The sequence below is a fragment of the Humidesulfovibrio idahonensis genome (assembly GCF_054657715.1).
Map to the genome: position 1 here is coordinate 509,232 of NZ_BAAHYE010000003.1, position 24,234 is coordinate 533,465.

A 24,234-nucleotide genomic window follows, 5' to 3' on the forward strand; every position below is an offset into this window, starting at 1 on the left:
CGGCTCTTCCGAGGGATTAGCGACAGGGAGAATCTTCCGCATAAGCCCGCTGCTGGTCCAGATTGTTCTACGCTACTGGCACACGATGCAGACGAGACGCCCCAGGGTGCATCCACAGTGAAGAAACGGGCGCATGACCCGCCGGGTTTCTTCGGATCACTCAATTCTGGAGGGTGGTTGCCCGTTGGTGTTGATCTGGGCGACGCGACGGTATTCCGCTGGCGTTAGCGTGAGAAGAACGAGCATAATACGGCCTGATACTTGCTGTGGTGATGCTTCAGACTGGCACAACAGAGCAATACAGCAACGTACTTTTAAAGCAGGAGTATCCACAACAAGCTGCTGTGGGTACTCATTTGAAAGCCTGCAAGTGCAGGTGCCGCTGATAATGGTCAGCGAACTAGATTGGTTCCCCTGCCGGAACCTCAGAGTTTGTCTGGTCGAATGGTGAGCGGCCACTCGTTCTCAGGAAAATTCATCCAGCAGATTCAAGATACATCAAATCGTGCTCAGCGTAAATCCATAATGATTAGATCAATCACAGCGACACGCCATTCAATGGTTGCGCAGATTACGCAGAAGAACGGCACCCCATGACATTTTGTCTGGGGATACCCCGGACATCATGACCGGGGGTAACCCATGACATTTTTTCCGCCATAAGCTCTTAGAAGAAAACCTCTTTGAATCTCAAAGAAGAGAAGTAAGTCCTCAGGCGGAGATGACTGTTCCCTCCAGAGGGTCCCACCAACGCGAATAATGGCGCGTTGGACGAGGTTCCTTCGGCAACCCTGAACCAAACGAGACCCCTAATGTGCGCCACAGGAATCACAGCGGAGAACGCTGACTCTCCCCTCACCCCCACAAGTCAACTGCCTTCCTTCCCCCCAAAAGCCCGCTTACGCGACTTCCCGCGCAATTTCTGACACATGCACCGACGAGGAAAAAGAACTCCTTCGCGGCCTGGGTGACATTCTGAGTTGGGGCGGGATGATGCTCTTCTGTTGCCGCGAAAACAAGCTACCAAAACTGGACTGGGCACGCTCTGCACGCAGATCGCGGCGACCACCTTACAGTTTGGAAAGCCGTATGAGGAACTTGATTTTCATCGACTGCGCCAGGGGACGCCCAGCTTGTTCCAGACTGGTACTGGCACATGCGTTCGGCAGATTAGTCGGGACATGAAAACGTTATGTGCGTCTGGCTTGGTGCATCGACTTGCCCGTTCTGGTGAGAGTATCCTCTATGGCCTCGCCCCGGAGCGCATCGTTGCTTTTATTCAAAAGATGCTCGCGGAGCGCAAAGTCGACGAATCTAATGACGCGCGATATCTTCACAGCATGTGGACTGAAAAAGTCACTCCGTACCTGCATGTTCTTGAGAAATTGGGCCAGAAGATATTGGCGTTCGCCCAGGTGACCGGCCGCAACAGTAAGGAAATCATCGCTGGCATCCGTACTATTGCGGCACAGTTCACTGAGATTGCACGCAATACAGTAACGGCGGTGACACAGAATGTCTCGAAGAGAGTTGAGACCGTGGTGAACGGACCAGATGAAAGCACGACCAAGGCAACGCCCCGCATAGATGAGCCGACTGCGTCAAAGCGCAACAAATTGAGGACGGAGCCGCTCTTTAACAAGGCAGGCAAGCCCAACGGGCGTGCGGGCTTGGCCTGGTGGGAGAAGTTGGCCCAGGACCACGTGAGCGAGCATTTTGTGGAGAAGGTGACAGGGAAGACGATCGGTCAGATGAAGAAGTACCTGACCGAACTCCGCGCTGACGGCGACCGCACGGACGAACAGATCGTGGAGCATATCACGACCCTGATGAAGTGCTGGCGGCGCCCCATGGGCCATGGTCGGGATTACGATGTCCCGTCAAAGTTCGGCGGCACCCGTATGATCCAGTTGGTCATGTACCCCGACTTCGACCTCTTCTTCAACGATCGATTCCAGATTACGCGCCTGCTGTTTGCATGCGCGAGAGCCTCTGAGGTACAAAACACGGGGGGTACCGAGTACAAGGGTGTCCCCCTGCAAGAATTTTAGCTCGAAGTCAGGAGGGATAGGCGCAAAGGTCTAAGGAACTGCTAGCCTTGCTGAAACGAACCCTACGAAGGTCTGCCCTGTAGCGTCCGCCCTCGTGAGCAAGAGTTCCGCACGCGTCTAGACAATCGTTTGCGACCAAATAATCAGGCTAAAACATCTACACACAGTGCAACCGGGATAGCCACTGCGCCCTCACTGATTCCCCTTGAGGGCTCAAAGGGAGCCAATCACCGTGGTGCCGTCTGTTGGGCGTCCGGCAGGTGGCGTTCCTGGAAGCTGGGCTCCAACAAGCCGAGGTCACGGTCCGAGACGCCGTCTTCTCGGAAAAGACCACGCCACTGCGCAACCTCGGCCGCCATGCCTGCGACGACATTGGCCGCTGCGGCAGCGGTCAGACCGAAACGGGCGGCCGCGCTCAGCGCGTTCCCGATTGTCGCGGCACGTCCCTGCTGGCCGACAGTCATGGCCAGGGAGAACTCCTCGGCCACGCCGCGGCGCGCCACGGCCGGCGTGATGTCAAAGGCCGGAGACAGGTCGCCCTGTGCGCCGTCGAAGAGCACCCCGTGATTCCTGGGATGGTCGTCCGTGTTGCGGCACATGATGTTGAACACCATTCGCCGGAAGAGCTGCTCAAGGCTTGCCCTGTCGCCGATTCCCTTCTCCCGGAACGCATCGGCCAGCCGCAGATAGCTGAAGCCTTGACGGTCGCCTTCGTCCAGTTGGAGCACCGACAAGGCGCTCAGGTATCCCAAGCGCGTGACGGCGCCTGCGGCACTTGGCCGCCTGTCGAACCGCTTCAGCAGCAGCACGTCCCGCGTCCCCACCGTTTCAAGACGCATCTCCGGGATCGTGATGCCGCAACGCGCAGCCAACCGCATGGTGGCCCACTCGACCCTCGGGTTGTTCCATGGATCGCCGGCTGCCGGGAACTTGGCCACCCAGTAGGCCCCCTCGTGCTCAATGGTGCACTTCGGACGGGCTCCGCCAAGACTGGAGCCCTGCTCCAGCAGTTGGGCGATATCCCCTTGTCCGGGCCTATCCAGCGCCTCGCCAGCATCAATGCGCGAGGCGACGTCCATGATCTCCTCAATCTGGTGGAACCCCGGGGGAGCAGGAACCGGCTCCGGGGCCTCAAGGCTGGCTCGAAAGTCGAGGTTCCCGATCCGCAAGGCGTTCGGGCTCAGCAGCAGCTCTCCCTCGTTCAACGTTTCGGGAGGCACGCCCAACCGATGCGCGATCACGAGACGCCCCCAACGGTCTGGCGAGGCATCGCGAAACGCACCATACAGGCCACCGTTGGTCTCGATCAGTTGCCCAGGGCGTCCGAGCGGCAGGGAAACAGGGTCGGCGGGCAGAGCGCCAGGACGCTCCTGATACAGTCGGCCATACTCGAAGCGCCCTTGCCGACGCTGCGCATCATACGTGAACAGTCCGGCCGGCACAGCGACGGCCTCTCCCGGCGGGTAGACAAAGACGTAGATGTCCATGGCGGGTCACCTCGTGGGCTAGAAGTCCAGCTTGGAATTCTTGCGGCGGCGCACACTGGGCATCTGCGCAAGCCGCTGACGCTCAAGAAACAGCCCAAGCTGGTCTTGCTCCATTGAGGCCACTTGCCCCAAACCGTCGGAGAGCTCCAGACAGAACAGTGCCGACACCAGCACAGCCAAGCTCGTGCCCGGGTCGCCCTTCTCCAGCCTCCGCAGGGTCTTCTCCGACACGAGCATCCGGCCGGCAAGCTCGGCGATCGTAATGCCACGCCGCTTACGAGCGATCCGGATGCGCTCGCCCAGGTTCGCCAAAGCGGTCTGCTGCGAATCCGGCAGCCCGATCCCGGAGAGCGTACTTTTGGGCATATATGACCTCCAAGACTGGTTTAACCGGTAATATATGACCACATTCACTACGTCAACACATGACCAAGCGGTCTCCGCCATCCTGTGGCGACATCTGATATCCTTGAGCTTAACCACTGACACGCTGAGGCACCAGCCGAGCAGTCGACACTCCCGCGCAGGAATAGGCGAAGCATCATACGCCCTCCCCTCCCAGGACGGTCGCCCTTGACCAAGACATAAATATTGCATATATACGCTGCTAACTGGCATTTAAAATCTTTTTATGCAATACTTGAGGCCAAGATGTCCAAAGATTCACTCGCACATAGTGCCCTTCCGCTCCCGGCAAGAGACGCTCTCCAGCGCCTAGGCGGCAATATCAAGCTCGCCAGGCAGCGGCGCAAGATGACTCAAGCCCAACTGGCCCAGAAGGTGCTGGTATCCGTCGGCACGATCATCCGGCTTGAACGCACGCCAGAAGCCGTCAGCGTGGGCGTCCTTGCCCAGGTGCTGTTCGTCCTGCAACTCATCCCCGAGCTCGCAGCCTTGGCTTCACCGGAGAGGGACACCATCGGCATGCAACTGGAGCTTGCCCGCGGCGTGAACCGCGTGTCCCGGAAGCGGACGTTGGATCCGGGATTCTAGGAGAGAGCTGAATGCCAGAGCGCTGCTATGTCTACATGGATCTAGGGGAGGGTTTTGTCCCGACTGGCCTTCTCTCTATCCACGAGGAGCAAGGCGGATTCGCGGAGTTCGTCTATGGCCGAGCGTATCTGCAGGGGAAGGCTCCCGTCCCCTTGGATCCCTCGCGGCCGTTGATCACAGCGCCTCATGTCTCTCCGCTCGGCTCGCCGCTGTACGGCGCCATCCGTGACGCCGCACCGGATGCCTGGGGGCGGCACCTCTTGGACACGTTGGCGCAGACGCACGGAGTCAGACTCCGGGCCATCGATTACCTCTTGATGGCTCACCAGGACCGCATTGGAGCACTCGCCTTCGGCCCGGATCTCTCTGGCCCCGGGCGGGTGCTGCCTGAGTGGATGAAAAACGAGCGTCTGGATGGCGAGGATTTGAATCTTGAGGAGATGCTCCACGCAGCTGATCAGGTTGAACGTCATGAGGAACTCGATGCGCGGCACCGGCGTTTCCTCGTGCGCGGCTCCTCCCTGGGCGGGGCGACGCCCAAGGCTCCCACGATATGGGAAGGCAAGCACTGCATCGCCAAGTTCGGGAGGGAGCGAGAAGCCTGGAATACTCCCCGCATTGAGCTCGCCACGCTAGCTCTCGCCAAAGAGTGCGGCATACGCACGCCTTGGGCCATGACCGTGACGATTCCCGGCAAACGCGACGTGCTGCTTGTGGAGCGGTTCGATCGTCGGCTAAGCCGTGATGGCGTATTGCGTCACAGGCACTTCATCTCGGCAGCGACATTGCTCGGCATGGCTGACGACGCGACCACTGGCGCCACCTACCGGGACATCGCCGAGGCGATGCGCGTCCATTGCTCTGCCAGGCATCTACAGGAGGATCTCCGGGAGCTGTTTTGCCGCATGGTCTTCAATGTGGCCTGCCACAATACAGACGACCACTTGCGCAATCATGGCTTCCTTTGGGACGAAGAGGGCTGGCGGCTGGCGCCTGCCTACGACATCGTGCCGCAGCCGGTGTTTGAGCCGGATCAGCCGGGCCGACTGGCTCTAGGCGTTGGGCCTGAAGGTCCCTTCGCGACATATGGGAATGCCCTGGCAGGCTGTCAGCACTTCGGGCTTACCCGAGATGCGGCAAACGAGATTATTGAGCGGGTGCGCGGCAGGATGCGCCGCTGGGAGGATTCTTTTCATGCGGAGGAAGTCCCGGCCAAGGACTTCCCGGAGTTGCGCAGCGTCTTCCGGCTTGCCGCGGAACATTAGTCGTTCCAGAGGCTAGCGTCCAATACGCACGAGGGGCTCGACGTTGTCCCCCCTCACTGGCCTACTCCCAGGCTCCCTCGTTCATCTTCTGAAGGTCCTCAAGCGTTGGGGGACTCGCCTTGGGGACCACGGCGAGTTCGTGTCCCAATGCCGCGAGAATCCGTTCAACCTTCTGCAGGCCAGCTCCAACGGCACCCCCTCGTTCCAAAGCACTCACAAGAGGCCGCGAACCCCCTGCCTGATTGGCGAGCTCCGTCTGGTTCAAGCCCTTGGCACGACGGAGACGAGCTATGGCTTTTCCTATCTGACTCATGAACAAAATACTATTCAAAGCAAACCTAACATCGATATTTGAATAATATTTTTGTCACAGATAGGGAGGAGGATCATGCGGGAGACAACTTAGGGGGGCGTCATCTGGCAGAAGCCGGTGTCCGGAGAGGTTCGAATGTTGGCCCGTCAGTCGCTCAAACCTAGCAACAATTTGTTATCGCAAAGGATGACATGAGTAGCCAAGTCAACCTGTCCGGTTTGTTGTCCATGGCAGCATCTGCTGGCCACAAAGAGCACAGGTTTGAAAAATCTCGCGAAGGTCTAGCCAACAGGCCCGGTTCCGCAAAAGCTGAAATGACCTGCTTCCCGAAAAAGGGGCGAAAATTTCCGCCCCATTTTATTGCACCAGATGCCAGCGCATTACCCCACCGGGCTGGCCACCGCCCTCGCCGTGACAAAGGCCACAAATTCCTCCACCGCCGCCCAGGCTCGCAGGCTGCGCAGCACTTCCGCGTAGGCCGCGCAACGCGCTTGCCCATGCCGAGGCCCGTGTTCATCAAGAAGCGGCCCGCCCGCATCCTTCCAGACACGATCGCAGGGTCCACCGCCGCGCCCCCCTCCGCAGGCCTTCAACGCACACGCCCGGCCGGGATTCAAGCCGCCAAATCCGCTCCATTGTTCTTGACCAGCATCCGATATTATGTATTGTGCCATATGTCTGATATCCTTACTTCGGGAGGAGGCAATGAGGAAACTGCTCTGCATTATGACGGCAATGGCGATATTGACGCTCCCCAGCCTGGCGTCGGCCTACGAGGTGCCCAAGGACCTCATCATTAAGCGGCCGGAAAAAACGCCGCAGCAATCGACCTGGATCGGCCAGGTCAAATTTCCCCACGGCTTTCACGCCGTGTACAACAACTGCAAAGCTTGCCATCATGAGGAATCCGACCGCTCGCTGGGGCAATTCCTCCCCTGCACCCAGTGCCATGTAAAGTCCGGCCAGGATGAGCCGACAGGCTTCTACCGGGCCTTCCACAACTCCAGCCCCACCAGTTGTCTTGGCTGCCACAAGCAAAAGCGCCTGACCAAGCAGGGCACGCCACCCATCTCCTGCACACGCGGCTGCCACAAGAAGCAGTAAAGGAGGGCCACCATGAGTTCGAGTTCACGCATCTCTGCCAAACTGCTCGACCGGCAGCTTGAGGGCGGGCGCATGTCCCGCCGCGACTTCATGAAATTCTGCGGCATCGTGGCCGCGGCCATGGGCATGCCGCCCGCGTTCGCGGCCGATGTGGCCCAGGCGCTGGAGACGAAGAAGCGCCCCAGCGTCATCTACATGCACGGGGCCGAGTGCACAGGCTGCACCGAGGCCCTGCTGCGCGCCGTCGATCCCTACATCGACACGCTCATCATGGAAGTGATCTCGCTGGACTACTGCGAGACCATCATGGCCGCCGCCGGGCACGCGGCCGAGCAGGCCCTGGAAAAGGCCATGATGAACCCCGAGGGTTACTACTGCACCATCGAGGGAGCCATACCGCTCCGCGATGGCGGCGTTTGGGGCAAGGTGGGCGGCGAGACCATGCTCTCGCTCTTCGCCCGCGTGGCGGGCAAGGCCAAGGGCGTCATCGCCATGGGCACCTGCGCCTGCTACGGCGGCATTCAAGCCGCGGCGCCGAACCCAAGCGGCGCGGTGGGCGTGGGCGAGGCGCTGGCCGCCATGGGCATCAAGCCCATCAACATCTCCGGCTGCCCGCCCAATCCGGTCAACTACATCGGCACAGTCGTCCACCTGCTCACCAAGGGCATGCCCGACCTTGACGCCGTGGGCCGGCCCAAGATGTTCTTCGGCTCCACGGTCCACGACAAGTGCCAGCGCCGCAAGCATTTCGACGCGGGCGAGTTCGCCCCGAGCTTCCAGTCCAAGGAGGCGCGGGCGGGCTGGTGCCTGCATTTGCTCGGCTGCCGCGGACCATACACCTACAACAACTGCCCCACCGCACAGTTCAACCAGACCAACTGGCCCGTGCGCGCCGGCGCGCCCTGCATCGGCTGCAGCGAGCCCGGCTTCTGGGACCAGTACGCCCCGTTCAACCGCGACGTCCTCATGAAGGGCGAGAAGGCCTAAGGAGGCGCTGTCATGGCTGAAAAAGCATACACCGGCCGCATCACGGTCGACCCCATCACCCGCATCGAAGGACACCTCAAGATCGACGTGGAGGTGAAGGACGGGGTCATCAGCAACGCCTGGTCCAGCACGCAGCTCTTCCGGGGACTCGAAATGATCGTCCTGGGCCGCCCGCCCGAGGACGTGCACAACTACGTGCAGCGCGCCTGCGGCGTGTGCACCACCTCACACGCCCTGGTCAGCATCCGCGCCGTGGAAAACGCCATGAACTTCAAGGCCCCGCCAGCGGCGGAGCTGGTGCGCCTGCTCATCCTGGGCGTCCTCGACGTGCACGACCACCTGGTGCACTTCTACCACCTGCACGCGCTGGACTTCTTCGACATGGCCGCAGCGCTCAAGGCCGACCCCGTGGCCGCGGCCAAGCTGGCCACCCAGGTCTCCGGACGCGAGGCCCAGCCCGGCGACTATTACATGGTTCAGGCCAGGCTCAAGAAATTCGTGGAGAGCGGCCAGCTGGGCTGGCTCACCAACGCCTACTTCCTGGGCGGGCACCCCTCCTACAGGCTGACGCCCGAGGAAAACCTCATCCTGGCCGCCAACTATCTGGAGGGGCTGCGCGTGCAGCTCAAGCTGGCGCGGGCCATGGCCATCTTCAGCGGCAAGAACCCCCACGCCCAGACCATGCAGGTGGGCGGCGTGACCTGCTACGAGAGCCTGAGGCCGGAACGCCTTGCGGAGTTCAAGGCCCTGTACGAGGAATGCCTGCCCTTCCTGAACCACAACTACGTGGGCGACCTGACGATTCTGGGCCGCCGCTACCCGGAGGTGGCCGCCTACGGGCGCACCACCAACTTCTTCGACTTCTCCGACTTCTACGACCCGGAAACGGGCAAGAACCCCTTCATCAGGGGCGGAGTCATGTGGAAGCGCAACCTGAAGCAGGTGGAGGAGTTCGACCCCAACGCTTTGAAGGAGGACGTGACCCGCGGCTGGTACAAGAATTCCGCGCCGAAGCACCCGTACGAGGGCGTCACCGACCCCGAATACTCCGGCTTCGATCCCAACGGAAAGTACTCCTGGGCCAAGGCGCCGCGCTACAAGGGCGAGCCCATGGAGACCGGCCCCCTGGCCCGCCGCGCCATGGCCTACGCCCGGGGCGAAAAGGAGACCGTGACGCGGCTGGACGCCTGGTTCTCCGCCTGCGGGCTCAAGCCGGAAAACCTGTTCTCGACCATGGGCCGCACGGCCGCGCGCATGGTGGAGGCCGTGGTGCTCATGAACCGCCTGGGCGGCTGGCTGGACGACCTGGCCGCGCGCGCCAAGCACCCCGATGTCGAGATCTACAGGCCCTGGAAAATGCCCGACAAGGCCAAGGGCGTGGGCTACTGCGCGGTGACGCGCGGCGGCTTGTCCCACTGGATCCGCATCGAGGGCGGCAAGACGGCCAACTACCAGATGGTGGTGCCGAGCACCTGGAACCTTGGGCCGCGCTGCGCCGCGGGCAAGCTCTCGCCCGTGGAGGAGTCGCTGGTCGGGGTGCCCGTGGCCGATCCTGACCGTCCGGTGGAGATACTGCGCACGGTGCACTCCTTCGACCCGTGCATCGCCTGCGCCGTGCACGTGATCCACGCCGGCGGCAGCAAGACCTTCAAGGTGCTGTAAACCCGGCCAACCGACAAGCAAGGCCCGTCCCGCGCCATCTGCCGGGGCGGGCCTTTTGCGTTCCGCCGCGTCATGCCGCCAGGCGCGGCCGGGAGATTCTCCCGCTTTTGGGGGTGCCCCCCAGGAAAGACCCGCCATTCTCCGCAGGGCATCCGGCCGTTTCCCTATTTACCCGCCAAGCGCCCACACATAAATGATTCCAGCATAGGGATTTCACCTAACGCTCTGGCCGCATCCGCCCAATTCGTTGCAGCGGGTGCGCCCCCATGGAGGGACCCGCATGTCTGGCGATTCGGAATACGCGCAAAGGCAATTCCACGCGGCCAAGGCCGAGAGGGCCAAAAGCGAACAGGTGGACCACGAGCTGCGCACGCTGCGCAAGAAGGTCCGGGCCCTGGAGGAGAAAATTTCCAGCCTCTCCGCGGAGCTTTCGACGCGAAAGATCATTGGAGAGAACAAGCGCGGGTATTCCTGAGCAAGCGGCACTCCCGGCAGAGTCCCCGGACCCTTGCCGACGCGGATGGACAGGATGCGCGATTCAAGGTCGTGAGGGGTCAGTTGTTGGAATCAATGCAACGGGAGGAAACATGTCTCAGTGGTCCAAAAGCAACGATGTTCTGAATACGGTGAACCGGGGCAACCCTTGTGAATCCGGCCTGTGCACCCTGTGCCGCGCCGACTGCGGCGGCAAGTGCGAAACCTGGCTCTCCAGCCTCAAGGGCCGCAGCCTGCTCTACCCGCGCGACTTCGGCACCGTCACCGCCGGCAGCGGCAACACCACCCACGTGGGCGTGAACTACAACGCCCTGCGCATCCAGGGCTACAACTACGGCGCCGAGGGCCTGGCGGGGGGCGTGTCCAGCTCGCCGGACAACTGCCTGTTCACCAAGGTCAACCTGGAGACCAGCTTCGGCAACGAAAGCCCGGTGAAGTGCCGCCTGCCGCTCATGACCGGAGCCCTGGGCTCCACCTTCATCGCCGCGAAATACTGGGACTCCTTCGCCATCGGCGGCTCGCTGGTGGGCATTCCCGTGGTCGTGGGCGAGAACGTCGTCGGCGTGGACCGCGAGAGCAAGCTCACCGGCAAGAAGATCACCAAGGCCCCGGAGCTGGACCGCCGCGTGGAGACCTACCTGCGCTACAACGACGGGTACGGCGCCATCATCGTGCAGATGAACGTGGAGGACACGCGCAACGGCGTGGCCGAGTACGTCATCGGCAAATACGGCGACAAGGTCTGCCTGGAGCTCAAGTGGGGCCAGGGCGCCAAGAACATCGGCGGCGAGATCGAGGTCAAGAGCCTGGACTACGCCTTGTTCCTGAAAAAGCGCGGCTACCTGGTGGACCCGGACCCCGAGGACAAGAAGGTCCAGGACGCCTTCAAGAGCGGCGCCATCCACGGCTTCGCCCGGCACAGCCGCCTGGGCTACACCGACCTCTCCACCGAAGCCCAAGTGCGCGAGAACTTCATGGAGGCCGTGGCCTACCTGCGCAAGCTGGGCTTCAAGCGCATCTCGCTCAAGACCGGCTCCTACGGCATGGAGGCGCTGGCCATGAGCATCAAGTACGCCAGCGACGCCAAGCTCGACCTCTTGACCATCGACGGCTCCGGCGGCGGCACGGGCATGAGCCCCTGGAACATGATGGAGACCTGGGGCGTGCCGAGCATCCTGCTGCACGCCAAGGCGCGCGAGTACGCCGCCCTGCTCGCCGCCCGCGGCCAAAAGGTGGTCGACATGTCCTTCGCCGGCGGCTTTGCCCGCGAGGACCACATCTTCAAGGCCATGGCCCTGGGCGCGCCGTTCACCAAGCTCATTTGCATGGGCCGCGCCATCATGATTCCCGGCTTCCTGGGCGCGAACATCGAAGGCGCCCTCAATCCCGGCCGCAGGGACACGGTGCACGGCAACTGGGACGCCCTGCCCAAGACCGTGAGCGAGCTCGGTACCTCGCCGGAGCAGATCTTCGCCTGCTACGAGGACGTGAAGAAGCGCGTGGGCGCCAAGGAGATGAAGAACATCCCCTACGGAGCCATCGCCTTCGTCACCCTGGCCGACAAGCTCTCCGCCGGGCTGCAGCAGCTGCTCGCCGGGGCGCGCCGGTTCAACCTCGCCGAACTGTGCCGCAACGACATCGCCGCCGCCAACCGCGAAACCGCGCACGAGACCGGCATTCCCTTCATCACCGACATTCAGGACGAGACCGCCAGAAAGATTCTGGGGGCCTGATCCCGGGAAGGCCCCTTTCCAGGTGGCGGGAAGGGGCCTTCCGCCCGGGCTTGGCTGGGGCGTGCGGGCATGGTACGCAAGAACACGCTTCGCAAACCGAACAGGCCCAGGCGGAACCCATGCAGGACATGCGCAGGACCAAAGCCCAGCTCATCGAGGAGCTCCGGCGGCTGCGCGCCAGCGAGGAGCGCGCCAGCGCGCCAGCGAGCGAGCGCGAGCGCATCGAACGCGCCCTGCGCGAGCGCGTGAAGGAACTGAACTGTCTGTACGGCATTTCGCACCTGGCGCAAAACCGCGAGCTCTCCCTGGCGGAGCTCATCCGGCAGGTGGCCGAGCTGGTCTGCGCCTCCTGGCAGCACCCGGAGATCGCCTGCGCGCGCATACGCATCGGCGCGCTGGACATGACCACCCGCAATTTCAGGTCCAGCCCCTGGCTCCAGTCGAGCCAGATCTTCATCCAGGAGGAGCTGCTGGGCGAAATCGAGGTGCGCTACCTGGAAGAGCGGCCCGACTGCGACGAGGGGCCTTTTCTTCAGGAAGAGCGCCATCTCCTCGACACCGTGGCCGACCAGCTGGGCCGCCTGGTGCAGGCCAACCGCACCGAGGCCCATCTGCGCGTGCTCTCGCGCGAGCTCATAAAGGCCCAGGAGACCGAGCGCCTGCGCATCGCCACGGAGCTGCACGACCATTTGGCCCAGGACTTGGCCACGCTGAAGCTGGACCTGGGCGGCCTGTTGGATGAGCCCCTGGATGACGCGGCGGATGACGCGAAGGACGGCGCGAAGGACGGCGCCAAAGATGACGCGAGAGACGGCGCGGAGAACGCCACGCCCGGCCAGCGGCAGCGCGTGGCCGAATTGATGGAGGGGCTCTCCCGGGCCATAACCTGCACGCGCGACCTCGCCTACGACCTGCTGCCGCCGGGACTGGAGGACTTGGGCCTTGTGCGCACCCTGGCGCGCTACTGCGCGGACTTCGCCAACCGCAGCGGGCTGGCGGTGGACTTTTTCGCGGACGGCATGGACGGCGTGCGCCTGTCCTTCGAGACGCAGATCAACATCTACCGCATGGTGCAGGAAGCCTTGAACAACACGCGCAAGCACGCCCAGGCGGAGAGCGCCACGGTGCGCGTCATCGGCTCGCACCCAAGCGTCATCGTCCGCATCGAGGACGACGGCCGTGGCGTGGACCTGGAACACCGGCTGGACGAATTCTACCAAGCCAAAAAAATGGGCATATGGGGCATGCGCGAACGCTCACGGCTCCTGGGCGGGCGCATCTCCCTGCGCTCCAGTCCGGGCAAGGGCATGCGCATCCACATCGAGATACCCGTGGAGACAAAAAGTAATGAAGTCTAAGCACAAGCTGCTCATCGTCGACGACCACCCCATGTTCCGCGACGGGGTCAAGACCATCCTCCGGTCCAACCCGGCCTTTGAGATCGCCGCCGAGGCGGGCACCTGCGCCGAGGGCCTGGCCCAGGCCAGAAGCCTCCAGCCGGACATCGTCATCATCGACATCTCCCTGCCCGACGGCAACGGCATCGACCTGGCGCGCAGCATCCTTTCCTACGCCCCCAACGCCCGGGTGGTCATGCTCAGCATGCACTCCAAGGTCGACTTCATCATCTCGGCCTTCCAGGCCGGAGCCTCCGCCTTTCTCGCCAAGGACTCCAGCCGCGACCAGCTGCTGCAGGCACTGGACGCGGTGCTGGCCGGCAAGCAGTATTTGGACGGGGCGCTCTCTCCGCGCGTGTTGAGCGAGCTGCTCGCGCGGCCCGGCTCGGAGATGCGCATGGCCGACGCTTCCTACGCAACGCTCTCCCGCCGGGAGCAGCAGGTGCTCCGGCTGCTGGCCGAGGGCATGGCCCCCGCGGCCATCGCGGAGCGGCTGTTCATCTCGCGCAAGACGGTGGAGAACCACCGCACCAACCTACAGCACAAGCTCGGCATCAACAGCCCCGTGGAGCTGGTGCGCTACGCCGCGCGCATGGGCCTCATCGATCTGGAGGCCTGAGCGGCCGGGCCAGGGGCGCGCTGGCCCGCCGGGATCCGGCACATTTCCCGGCGCGTTCGCTGGCCCGCCTCCGGCCCGCTGCCGAGCCCGCCCGGGCCTGCTCGTGCTGATCCGCGCAAACGCGTGCCCCCGCGTGGCGCACAAGCACTGCGGCCCAGCACTGTAGCCATGTCCGGGGCAGCACAACCCGCGGGCAGACGAAAGCTTGACTTTTTTCCCGTATTGACACATTGGAGACGCCGTTGTGACACACGTTTCTGCAACCCTTCAACCTGAGGACATCATGGACGCTGGCGACAGTACCCCTCGACCTGAAACCGATCATCCCATCGTTTTCCAGGCGCTCCGCTCCAGCGGGCCGTTCTTCCCCAGGTAGCCACACCTCCGGTCAAGAACGCCTCCGGGCCGTGCCGTCTGGCACGGTGGACAACGGAGGCGACATGCACTTCTTCTCCCAAGCTTTTTTCCGGCTCAAGGTCTTCCTTGGCGCGTGCTGCGCCGGAAGCGCCCTCCGCAACGGCCCCGCCCTTTCCGCCGCCTTTGCCGGCGCCCATTCGACCGCACAGCCGGGCGGGCCATATCCAGCAAACACCCCCCGCCCCTGGGCGGCCCTGCGCCACACCTTCTTCTCCGTGGGGCAGGCCACGGGCTCGGCGGCAGAACCTCCCGCAAACGCTGGCGGACCACCGCCCATGCCCACCCCGGCCACGGAGTTCGGCTACCAGCTCCAGCACTTTTCCCAGCGCGCCCACGTGCTGGCCTCCCTGGCCATCAACAAGAAGCTGCCCGCGCGGCAGGCCTTTCTCGACCTGGAGGCGCTCTGGCGGCAGATAGCCGAACTGGGCCAGGCCCTGGAGGAAATTCCCGAGGTCGTGAAGTCGGCCCTGGAGGGGCTGACCAGCGTTGAGGCCGAGGAACGCCTGGAGAAGCACGGCCTGAACGAGGTGGCCCACGAAAAGAAGGCGGGAGTGCTTGCGCGGCTCGTCTCCGCGTTCAAGAACCCGCTGGTGCTGTTGCTGCTGGCCCTGGCCACGGTCTCCTATCTGTCCGACGACATGCGGGCCACCGTGGTCATCTCGGCCATGGCCTTTTTGAGCGTGGCCCTGCGGGTCATTCAGGAAACCAAGGCCGACAACGCGGCGGAGCAGCTTCAGGCCATGGTCCACACCACGGCCACGGCCCTGCGCGACGGCGTGCGGCAGGAGGTTCCCCTCAAGCACCTCGTCCCCGGCGACGTGGTTTTCCTGTCCGCGGGCGACATGGTTCCGGCCGACGTGCAGCTCACCGCGTCCAAGGATCTTTTCGTGAACCAGGCCATGCTCACGGGCGAGGCCATGCCGGTGGAGAAATACGCCGCCGGCGCCGGGCTGGAGATGGAGAACGCCGGCCCCACCCTGGAGCGCCCCAACATCTGCCTCATGGGCACCAACGTGGAAAGCGGCTCGGCCACGGCCGTGGTCATCACCACCGGGACAAAGACCTACTTCGGCGGTTTGGCCGGCAGCATGGCCCAGCCGCGCGCCGCCACCAGCTTCGACCTGGGCATCAACAAGTTCACCTGGCTCATGATCCGCTTCATGCTGGTCATGGTGCCCATCGTCTTCGTGGTCAACGGGGTGATGAAACACGACTGGAGCGAGGCCTTCATGTTCGCCCTGGCGGTGGCCGTGGGCCTGACGCCCGAGATGCTGCCCATGATCGTCACCGTGTGCCTGTCCAAGGGCGCGCTGGCCATGTCCAAGCGCAAGGTCATCGTCAAGCGGCTCTCGGCCATCCAGAACTTCGGGGCCATCGACGTGCTGTGCACCGACAAGACCGGCACCCTGACCCAGGACCAGATCATTCTGGAAAAGCACCTGGACGTGTACGGCGACGAGGACGACGGCATTCTGGAATACGCCTACGTCAACAGCCTGCACCAGACCGGGCTCAAGAGCGCCCTGGACCGCGCCGTGCTGCACTCGGGCGACGAGCACGCCGAGGCCATCCACCCGGAGAAGTACGAGAAGGTCGACGAGGTGCCCTTCGACTTCGTGCGCAGGCGCATGAGCGTGGTGGTGCACGACACCGAGGCCGACCTGAGCCTGCTCATCTGCAAGGGGGCGGTGGAGGAGGTCTTCGCCAGCTGCGAAACCTGCCTGTCTCACGGCAGGACCATTCCCCTGGACGAAAGCTTCCGCCAGCGCATGACCGACGTGGTGCGCGAGCTGAACGAGGACGGCTTCCGCGTGGTGGCCCTGGGCTACAAGGCGGTGGACGGCACCCGGCGCGACTTCGGCAGCGCGGATGAGACCGGCCTGACCCTGGCCGGATACCTGGCCTTCCTCGACCCGCCCAAGGAGACGGCGGCCCAGGCCATAGCGGCCCTGGCCAAGCACGGCGTGGGAGTCAAGATCCTCACCGGCGACAACAACATCGTCACGGCCCGCACCTGCCGCGCCGTGGGGCTGGACTATGGCGACCGCATCGTCCTGGGCGAGGAGCTGGACCGGCTCTCCGACCAGGAGCTGTCCGTCCTGGCCGAGAAGGCCACGGTCTTCGCCAAGCTGGAGCCGGCGCAAAAGCAGCGCCTGGTGACGGCCCTGCGCCGGAACGGCCACGTGGTGGGCTTTTTGGGCGACGGCATCAACGACGCCCCGGCCCTGCGCGCCGCGGACGTGGGCATCTCCGTGGACAGCGCCGTGGACATCGCCAAAGAGTCCGCCGACATCATCCTGCTGGAGAAAAGCCTGCTGGTGCTGGAGGAAGGCGTCATCGAGGGCCGCAAGGTCTTCAACAACATCACCAAGTACGTCAAGATGGGGGCCAGCTCCAACTTCGGCAACATGTTCAGCGTGCTGGGCGCCAGCGCCTTTTTGCCCTTTTTGCCCATGCTGCCGCTGCAGATTCTGGTGAACAACCTGCTGTACGACTTCTCGCAAACGGCCATTCCCACGGACAACGTGGACGACGACTTCGTGGCCAAGCCCAAACGCTGGGGCATCGAGGACATCAAGCGCTTCATCCTCTGCGTGGGGCCCATCAGCTCCGTCTTCGACTACGGCACCTTCTTCATGATGCTCTACGTCTTCAACGCCTGGGACTCCCCGGCCCTGTTCCAGACCGGCTGGTTCGTGGAGTCGCTGCTCTCGCAGACCATGATCGTGCACGTCATCCGCACCAACAGGATTCCGTTCGTGCAAAGCCGGGCCAGCGTGCCGCTGATGCTGACCACGGGGCTGGTGTGTCTTGTGGGGCTGTGGCTGCCCTTCTCGCCCGTGGCGGCGCAGCTGGGCCTGGTGGGTCTGCCCGCCGCCTACTGGCCGCTTCTGCTCGGCATGCTCTTCTGCTACGCGGCCCTGACCCAGACCGTGAAGTTCTGGCTGCTCAAGCGCTTCAACATCGAATAGCCGCGGGGAGCCGTGCCCGCGCCCGTGCGGAGAGGCGGCCATGCCGTCGCCTCTCCGCACGGAGGGCTTACGCACCCCACAAGACGGACCAAGGCAAAAGCGCTTCGGCTCAGACCGGCGCCGCCCCCACAGGTTCGGTGGGCAGCTCGATGAAAAAGGTCATGCCTTTGCCCGGGGCGGAGTCGAACCACATTCTGCCCGCGTGGCTCTTGGTGATGATGAAGTACGACACGGAGAGCCCAAGGCCGGTGCCCACGCCCGGCGGCTTGGTGGTGAAGAAGGGATCAAAGGCCTTGTGCTGGATCTTCGGGTCCATGCCGGGGCCGTTGTCCGCCACCTCTATGCGCACGCAGCCCTCCCCGGCGCGCAGGCGGATTTCGATTCTCGGGTTCGGCGTGGGCGGCTGGGCCATGGACATGGCCTGGGCCGCGTTGCGCAAAAGATTCAAGAGCACCTGCTCTATTTCCGTCTCCGTGCACATGCAGGCGGGCAGGTTCTCCGCAAGGTTCAGCACTATCTCTATGCGCTTGAAGTCGTACGCCTTCTTGAGATCATAATCCGAAGAGGCCAGGAACATGGACTGCCGGATGATGTGCGTCAGGTCGCAGGCCTGCCGCCTGGATTCGCTGCGGCGGCTGAAGTTGAGCATGTTGCGGATGATGTCCGAGGCGCGCAGGGCCGCGTCCTGAATGTCGTGCAGGAACACGTCGAGCTTGCGCTCCCGCACGTATTGCTGGAGCAGCGGCATGTCCAGGCCCAGCCTGGCGGCCGTCTCCAGGTTCTTCTTCTGCTCCGGGTTGATGCGCTGCATGAGGTTCTGCACGGCCTGGTGCACAATGCCCAGGGGATTGTTGATCTCGTGCGCGATGCCCGCGGCCAGGCTGCCCACGGACATCATCTTCTCCGACTGGATGAGCAGCTCCTGCATCCGGTGCTCGTCGGTGATGTCGTGGATGATGCTCACGTAGCAGTCCTCGCCGGCGATGGACAAGAGCCTGGCCGAGCTGACAACACGCCGCAGCGTGCCGTCCTTGCGCCGCAGCATGAACTCAAAATCCCTGACATTCCTGTTCGTCTGCAGCTGCTTCAGGAACTCCTCGCGCTGGGGGGGCTCCTCCCAGACGTTCAGTTCCTGGATCGAGCGGCCGATGGCCTGCTCCCGGCTGTAGCCGGTGATGGTCTCGAAGGCCGCGTTGGCCGCGATGCGCACGGAATCCTTGAGGCGCACGAAGCTGATGCTCTCCGGAGCCATTTCGAAGATGCGCGAGAACTTTTCCTCGCTCTGGCGCAGCTGCTCCTCGGCCAGCTTGCGCTCCGAAATATCCACGATGATGCCGATGAGCCCGCCGGGGCTGCCGTCCATCAGGCGGAAGCCCGTGACGGAGTAAAGCGTTTGGTGCACCTGGCCGTCGGCGAAGGGAATGGGCATCTCTTTGCGCACCTGGCCAACACGGGCGATGACCGCCTCGTCCTCGGCCTGGTAGTTCCGGCGGTCCTCCGGCGAGAGGTATTCCAGGTCCAGCACGCGCCGGCCTATGAGCGACTCGCGCCGGACGCCGAAACATTCCTCGTAGGCCTTGTTGAAGCCCAGGAACCGCGTGTCGCTGCCCTTGTAGAAGATGGCATGGGGAATGGTGTCGATGAGCGTTTGCTGGAAGGCCAGCTGCTCGGCCAGACGCAGCTCCAGCGACTTGCGCACGGTGACGTCGCGGAAGATGCCCTCCACGCCCAGAACATTGCCCGTCTCGTCGCGGTACAGGGTGCTGGTGGCGGCCGCGGCCAGGGGCGTGCCGTTCTTGCGCTTCAGGGTTATCTCGTGGTCGCGCACCACGCCCTGGCGGGTTATCTTGGTCAGAAAGTCCTGGTGCTCCGCCTCGGCGAGGTACAAGGACGCGATGGGCCGGCCCAAAAGCTCGTCCATGGACGCGCAGCCCAAAAGCTGCAGGGCGGAAGGGCTCATCATGACGATGCGCCCCTGGGCGTCGGTGCGGTAATACACGTCCTGCATGTTCTCAATCACCGAGCGGTAGCGCTCGCTGCTTTCGCGCAGGGCCTCCTGGGTCGCCAGCACCTGGCTGTACGAGGACGCGAGCCTGTCCTGCATGACGTTGATGGCCTGGGCCAGCACGTCCAGCTCGTCGCCGTCCGCGCTCTTGTCCAAATGCAGGCGCTTCCGGCCGTCCTTGAGGCTGAGGCCGCCCAGATGCGTGGCCACCGCGGCAAGATGCCGGGAGATCATGCTTCTGGTCAGGGCGAACAGCAGCCCCATCACCAGGAACACGAGCACGGCGTTGAAGGCGAGCCCGCTCAGCGCCGCCGACAAGGCCTGGCGCTTGACCGCGCCGAGGTCGGCCTGCACATGGAGCGCGCCCACGTTTTCGGTGTGGCCCCTCCACGGCACGGAGAGCGGGAACTCGCGGTTCAGCACGTCGTCGGTCCGGCTCTGGCCGGAGGCGTCCACCACGCCAGAGGCGTCGTTCACGGCGGCATAGGTGATGTAGCGGAAGTGGCGCACGCTCTCCACCTGGAGGTGGAGCTGCTTGCGGTCGAAGTCCCAAAGCGAGGCGCTCATGCCCTTGGTCGCGGTTTCGCCGATGACCGCGAACACCTCCTGCACGGCCTGCACCGCGGCGCGGTACTCCCACCAGAGCCGCCCCGCCGCCAGCAGCACGATGAAGGCCGCGCTGCACAGCAGCATGCGCCGCAAAAGGCGCACGGTCAGGGGCGAGCGCACGGCCAGAAAGTCTTCGTTCATCGCCCGCGCTCCGCTGGCTGGTTCCGCCGTTTCGGCATGGCTTTTCCCCTTGGACCGCCCCGCCTACTCGGGCAGGGTCGCGGTCTTCTCCTGAATGCGGCGCAGATGCTTGCGCAACAGCTGTTCCGGCACGCCCTTGCGATCAAGCTCCTCCAGTCTGCGGCTCATCTGCTCCACAAGACCGGCGCAGGGCGAAACCCGGCTGAAGCCGAAATGGATGTCCATCTCCGAGATGGCCGGGCTCAACGTGACGAACTCGTGGGTCAGGCGGTGGCTGGCGGCGTAGGCCTCGCCCACGTACCTGCTGGTGATGAAGTAGTCGATGCGCCCGGCGTCGAGCTTCTTGAAGTTGTTCTCCATGGTCGGCGATTCCTCGAGGCTCAGCTCGCGGCGACTGTATTCATCGAAGCCGCCGCCAAAGGTGTCGCCGAGGCTAACGCCGCCGCGCCGGCCCTTCAGGTCGGCCCAGGACTTGAAGGGAAAGGCCCGGTCCTTGCGGACGAAGACCACGATGGGATTGGGAAAGGCGCGGTGCCTGGTGAACAGAAGAAACGCGGAGCGCTCCGGGGTGACGCGCAGGCTCACCAAGAGGTCTATCTTCCCGGTCTTGGCCAATTCCAAGGCGCGCGGCCAGGGCAGCACAGCGGGCTTGAGCGCCACTCCCGGCGGGGCGGCCATGCGCAGCAGCTCGATGCTCGCCCCGTCAAAGGCGCTCTCGCTCACGGCCCAGTCGTAGGGGGGATAATTGGGATTGGTCGAATAGGTCAGCTCACGGCACTGGCCCGCCGCAACGGCGAAGGAAGGCTGCGCGGCCAGCGCGGCGAACAGCAGCAAGACCGGCAGCATCCGGCGGACGGGTATTCGCATGGCTCCACCTCGGTCGTGATCGAAAGGCCCCTCCGCGCGCTTGGATGCCGCCGAGCCCCCTCCCTTTCGACAATCGGTCCGTTGCCGTCACACCTCACACCCTGGGGGGAAATTGTTTACACGATACGTCCTGCCGCAACAGCAATGCAAGCCTTTTCCCGTTTTCCCTCCAGCTCCCGGCGGGCGGGCGTTGGCGCAAGGCCCTGCGGCCTTGCATCCGCAGGGTTTCTTCACTGCGCTTTCTTCAGGCGGATCTTGCCGTCGAGGATGAGCATGCCGTTCTCAAGCTTCCACTTCATGGAGGTCGGCGGCGCGCCCACCAGGTTCCAGATCATGGTGTCGCCGTTGAGCACGTAGGTTCCCTTCTGCTTGGCGATGACCGGATTCACGGAGCCCTTGGGGAGCTGCTTCAAGGCCTCGGCCGTGAAGCGCGAATTGAAGTCGAAGCTGCCGTTCTTGTTCAGCACGACGGTATACAGGGCCTGGGGTAGCCCGTCGTGAAAGCCCTGCCAGGTGCCCGCCAGGGCGCCGCCGCCCGCGCCGCTGCCGGTGGTGATGGCCGCCCCGGCCTTGGCGCCCTTCGCCTCGAGCAGGCTGGCGGTGTTTTTGCCGCCGGCGCGGCCAGCGTAGTTGACGACCGTTTCGCCCGCGCCGTTCTTCTTGTTCACGTCCGCGCCCTTGTCCACAAGAAGCTTCACCAGCTTCTCGTTGCCCGCGCCCGCGGCCAGCATGAGCGCGGTTTCGCCCTTGTCGTTGGCCATGTCGAGCCGCGCCCCCCGGCCGATGAGCAGCGCCGCGCGGTCGTACCCGTCCGACGCGTCGGACTTTTGCGCAGCGGCCATGAGCGGGGTGGTGCCGTTGGCGGAGGGGAAGTCGATGTCGCCCTTGTGGTCCAGCAGGCACTTGATGATGGCGACGTTCTTCCTGTGCTCCAAGGGATTGGGATTGCCCGCGGCAAAGACCATGGGCGTGACGAGGGGATTGACGCTCGACTTCACGTTGACGTTCGCGCCCGCGTCCGCCAGCACCTCCACCATGTCCGGGTCGACGCGCACGGCGGCGGTCAAAAGCGGCGTGGAGCCGAGCTTGTCCACGATCTCCAGGTTGGCCTTGCGCTTGATGAGCATCTTGGCGAAATCGATCTGATGCGCGCTGGCGGCGGTGTGCAGGGGCGTGCCGCCGGTGAGCAGGCTCTTGATGTCGAGGGTGGCGCCGCTGTCCAGCAAAAGCTTGCCGATGTCCACATACCCGAAGCGGGCGGCCAAGTGCATGGCGGAGTAGCCGCCCTCGCCCCTGAGCTGCTCGAAATCCAGCTTGGGCTTGCAGGTGATGAATTTCTCCAGCCACGTGCCGATCTTCTTCAGTTCCTTGTTGTTGACCATAATGGCCTGCATCAACGGCGACTGGCCATTATTGTCCGGCATGTTGATATCCGCGCCATTGGCCACGAGATATTCGAGCACCTCGAACTTCTTATGCAGCACCGTGCCCACAAGCATGGAGGCGCCGATGTTGTTCTGGTGGTTGATCCTGGCCCCGTGGGCGTGCAGCAGCTTCACCGCTTCCAGGTCCTCGGCCGCGACCACCAGCGAGAGCGGCGTCTCGCCCTCGGGGGTCTGCGCATCGACGAGGATGCCCCTGGCCTGGGTGACGAGCACCCGGATGACCTCGGTGTGGTCGCGCTGCGCGGCCTTGATGAGCGCGGTGTTTCCGCGCGCCTCGGGCACAGTGTCCGTGCGGTCGCGGGCGTTGGGGTTAGCCCCGCGCCCAAGCAGCAGGGCCACGATGTCCGCCTGGCCCATGTGCGCGGCCTGGATCAGCGGCGTGCGCTCCCAGATGCTGCCGAAGGAGTCGTAGAGGATGCCCCGCTTGTTCACGTCCAGCCGGGGCGACTGCAAAAGAAGCCTGGCCACTTCCGTGTTCTTTTCGCGAATGGCCCAGCAGAGCATGGTGTCCCGGTCGTACACGGCGTTGACGTCCGCGCCGCCGTCGATGGCTGCCCGGACCCGGGCCAGGTCGCCCTTGCTGATGGCGGCCATGAGTTCGGGCTTGGGGGGGGCGGAGTCCCACGGCCAGGCGCAAAGCGGGGACGACGCCCCAAGGACCAGCACAAGGAACAGGGCAAGGGCGCGCAGTGCGTTCACGTGAGGATTCTCCTGGTTTGGCGCTTTGGCCGGGACGCCCAAGGCGGGCGGGAACAAACGCGAAACGCCTCCGGCAGGGGCGACGCCCATCGAGCAAGGCCCGTCATCAAACCCAGCCGGCAAGTCCAGCCGGCAAACCCGGCCGGCAAGTCCGGTCGGCATTGCGGCGGTGCGGACCGAAAGGGCTGACGAGGGCCCGGGGACGGCATTCCGGCCCGGCGGACCCAGAGGGCGGACAGGGCGTGCTCCGCGGGCGTCGCCCCGTCCCGGCTCTTTTCTATGCGGGCATGGAGATCACGAACACCTCGCCCTCGACGATGGTGTGCGCGTCCGCGGCGGAAAGGATGTCGTTGGCCCACCGGCCGAAGCGCGGGCACCGGGTCTCGGCGTAGGCGCAGGCGGGGTCATCGCAAGCATGGTTGAAGCGCACCGAGCACGCCACATGCGCCTCGCCCCTTTCGGCGTCATAGTCCACGGCGCAAACCCAGTGGTCCATGCCCGCCGCGTGCCGCGAGCTGCCCATGTAGCGCAGAAGCACGACGCTGCGCTCGCTGAGCAGCTCCGCCAGGGCGCTTTCGGCAAAGGGGCCGGGAACGCGCCGCACGGCGAAAGGGCCGCCGCCCAGGGCCGCAAGCACCCGCGAGATGTTCGCCGCAAGCAGGCCGTAGTCCTTGTCGTATGCGCCGGTGGTGCCCACGCAGCCGTTGAGGAAATCGCCGGGGTGGTCCACCAGGCCAAAGGCCGCGCACACCGCGCCGAACTCCGGCGAACGCCCCTGCAGCGCAACGTATGCGTTGACGATGCTGTACAAGAAGCAGGCGCCGTCAAAATCGCCCTGGGCATAGATGTTTCGCATGGGCTGTCCCTCCCGGTCTGTCGCGTGCCGTCATGCTCTGGCCTGACCGGCGCTCTGGTCTGTGCCCGCTGGCCGGGCTGCGCTGGCCTGTGCCCTGGCCTATCTGCCCTGACCTCT

18 protein-coding genes are annotated in these 24,234 nt (G+C 64.1%); 11 read left to right on the forward strand and 7 right to left on the reverse strand.

Going from position 1 to position 24,234, the window contains the following annotated elements; genetic code table 11:
* The first annotated feature begins 1,004 nt into the window (after window positions 1-1,004).
* Window positions 1,005-2,051, forward strand: a complete 1,047-nt coding sequence (locus ACYQ4W_RS08850) for a hypothetical protein (RefSeq protein WP_459855411.1) — start codon at window positions 1,005-1,007, stop codon at window positions 2,049-2,051.
* Between the two features lie 227 nt (window positions 2,052-2,278).
* Here the strand turns inward: ACYQ4W_RS08850 and ACYQ4W_RS08855 are convergent, their stop codons facing one another.
* Both ACYQ4W_RS08855 and ACYQ4W_RS08860 read right to left on the reverse strand, forming a co-directional pair.
* Complete coding sequence (locus ACYQ4W_RS08855; protein WP_459855414.1) at window positions 2,279-3,538, reverse strand: type II toxin-antitoxin system HipA family toxin; 1,260 nt, start codon at window positions 3,536-3,538, stop codon at window positions 2,279-2,281.
* Window positions 3,539-3,556: 18 nt separating this feature from the next.
* The gene (locus tag ACYQ4W_RS08860) at window positions 3,557-3,904 is read right to left on the reverse strand and encodes a helix-turn-helix domain-containing protein (RefSeq protein ID WP_459855418.1); all 348 of its coding nucleotides are present in this window, start codon (window positions 3,902-3,904) and stop codon (window positions 3,557-3,559) included.
* A 285-nt stretch (window positions 3,905-4,189) separates the two neighbouring features.
* Here ACYQ4W_RS08860 and ACYQ4W_RS08865 point away from each other — a divergent pair, with 285 nt between their 5' ends.
* Complete coding sequence (locus ACYQ4W_RS08865) at window positions 4,190-4,531, forward strand: helix-turn-helix transcriptional regulator (RefSeq protein WP_459855421.1); 342 nt, start codon at window positions 4,190-4,192, stop codon at window positions 4,529-4,531.
* A gap of 11 nt (window positions 4,532-4,542) precedes the next feature.
* Complete coding sequence (locus ACYQ4W_RS08870; RefSeq protein WP_459855424.1) at window positions 4,543-5,796, forward strand: type II toxin-antitoxin system HipA family toxin; 1,254 nt, start codon at window positions 4,543-4,545, stop codon at window positions 5,794-5,796.
* Between the two features lie 61 nt (window positions 5,797-5,857).
* Here ACYQ4W_RS08870 and ACYQ4W_RS08875 read toward each other — a convergent pair whose 3' ends face one another.
* Window positions 5,858-6,109, reverse strand: a complete 252-nt coding sequence (locus tag ACYQ4W_RS08875) for a helix-turn-helix domain-containing protein (RefSeq protein ID WP_459855426.1) — start codon at window positions 6,107-6,109, stop codon at window positions 5,858-5,860.
* 705 nt (window positions 6,110-6,814) lie between these two features.
* On the opposite strand from ACYQ4W_RS08875, the gene ACYQ4W_RS08880 reads away from it, so the two are divergent.
* The 8 genes from ACYQ4W_RS08880 to mgtA all read left to right on the forward strand — a co-directional run bounded on the left by ACYQ4W_RS08880 (window position 6,815) and on the right by mgtA (window position 17,495).
* On the forward strand, window positions 6,815-7,213 hold the full coding sequence (locus tag ACYQ4W_RS08880) for a cytochrome c3 family protein (protein ID WP_459855429.1): 399 nt from the start codon (window positions 6,815-6,817) through the stop codon (window positions 7,211-7,213).
* A 12-nt stretch (window positions 7,214-7,225) separates the two neighbouring features.
* Window positions 7,226-8,200 (forward strand): hydrogenase small subunit, encoded by a 975-nt coding sequence (locus tag ACYQ4W_RS08885; protein ID WP_459855431.1) that lies wholly within the window; start codon window positions 7,226-7,228, stop codon window positions 8,198-8,200.
* Between the two features lie 12 nt (window positions 8,201-8,212).
* Window positions 8,213-9,862, forward strand: a complete 1,650-nt coding sequence (locus tag ACYQ4W_RS08890; protein WP_459855434.1) for a nickel-dependent hydrogenase large subunit — start codon at window positions 8,213-8,215, stop codon at window positions 9,860-9,862.
* Between the two features lie 280 nt (window positions 9,863-10,142).
* Complete coding sequence (locus ACYQ4W_RS08895) at window positions 10,143-10,337, forward strand: hypothetical protein (RefSeq protein ID WP_459855437.1); 195 nt, start codon at window positions 10,143-10,145, stop codon at window positions 10,335-10,337.
* A gap of 112 nt (window positions 10,338-10,449) precedes the next feature.
* Window positions 10,450-12,090, forward strand: a complete 1,641-nt coding sequence (locus tag ACYQ4W_RS08900) for a glutamate synthase-related protein (protein ID WP_459855440.1) — start codon at window positions 10,450-10,452, stop codon at window positions 12,088-12,090.
* Between the two features lie 119 nt (window positions 12,091-12,209).
* Window positions 12,210-13,448 carry a sensor histidine kinase gene (locus tag ACYQ4W_RS08905; protein WP_459855442.1) on the forward strand — a complete coding sequence of 413 codons (1,239 nt, stop codon included), beginning with the start codon at window positions 12,210-12,212 and terminating at the stop codon, window positions 13,446-13,448.
* Window positions 13,438-14,106: a response regulator gene (locus tag ACYQ4W_RS08910; RefSeq protein WP_459855445.1), complete on the forward strand. Its 669-nt coding sequence runs from the start codon at window positions 13,438-13,440 to the stop codon at window positions 14,104-14,106. The genes ACYQ4W_RS08905 and ACYQ4W_RS08910 overlap by 11 nt, the downstream gene beginning before the upstream one ends.
* 440 nt (window positions 14,107-14,546) lie before the next feature.
* The gene (gene mgtA, locus ACYQ4W_RS08915; protein WP_459855448.1) at window positions 14,547-17,495 is read left to right on the forward strand and encodes a magnesium-translocating P-type ATPase; all 2,949 of its coding nucleotides are present in this window, start codon (window positions 14,547-14,549) and stop codon (window positions 17,493-17,495) included.
* Between the two features lie 109 nt (window positions 17,496-17,604).
* Here mgtA and ACYQ4W_RS08920 read toward each other — a convergent pair whose 3' ends face one another.
* From ACYQ4W_RS08920 to ACYQ4W_RS08935, 4 genes are all read right to left on the reverse strand, one after another.
* Entirely contained in the window at window positions 17,605-20,250 is a 2,646-nt protein-coding gene (locus ACYQ4W_RS08920; protein WP_459855451.1) for a PAS domain S-box protein, read from the reverse strand.
* Window positions 20,251-20,313: 63 nt separating this feature from the next.
* Window positions 20,314-21,117, reverse strand: coding sequence for a substrate-binding periplasmic protein (locus tag ACYQ4W_RS08925; protein WP_459855453.1), 804 nt, complete (start codon window positions 21,115-21,117; stop codon window positions 20,314-20,316).
* A 230-nt stretch (window positions 21,118-21,347) separates the two neighbouring features.
* Window positions 21,348-23,261, reverse strand: a complete 1,914-nt coding sequence (locus ACYQ4W_RS08930; RefSeq protein WP_459855456.1) for an ankyrin repeat domain-containing protein — start codon at window positions 23,259-23,261, stop codon at window positions 21,348-21,350.
* 277 nt (window positions 23,262-23,538) lie between these two features.
* Window positions 23,539-24,117, reverse strand: a complete 579-nt coding sequence (locus tag ACYQ4W_RS08935; protein WP_459855458.1) for a hypothetical protein — start codon at window positions 24,115-24,117, stop codon at window positions 23,539-23,541.
* Window positions 24,118-24,234 lie beyond the last annotated feature (117 nt).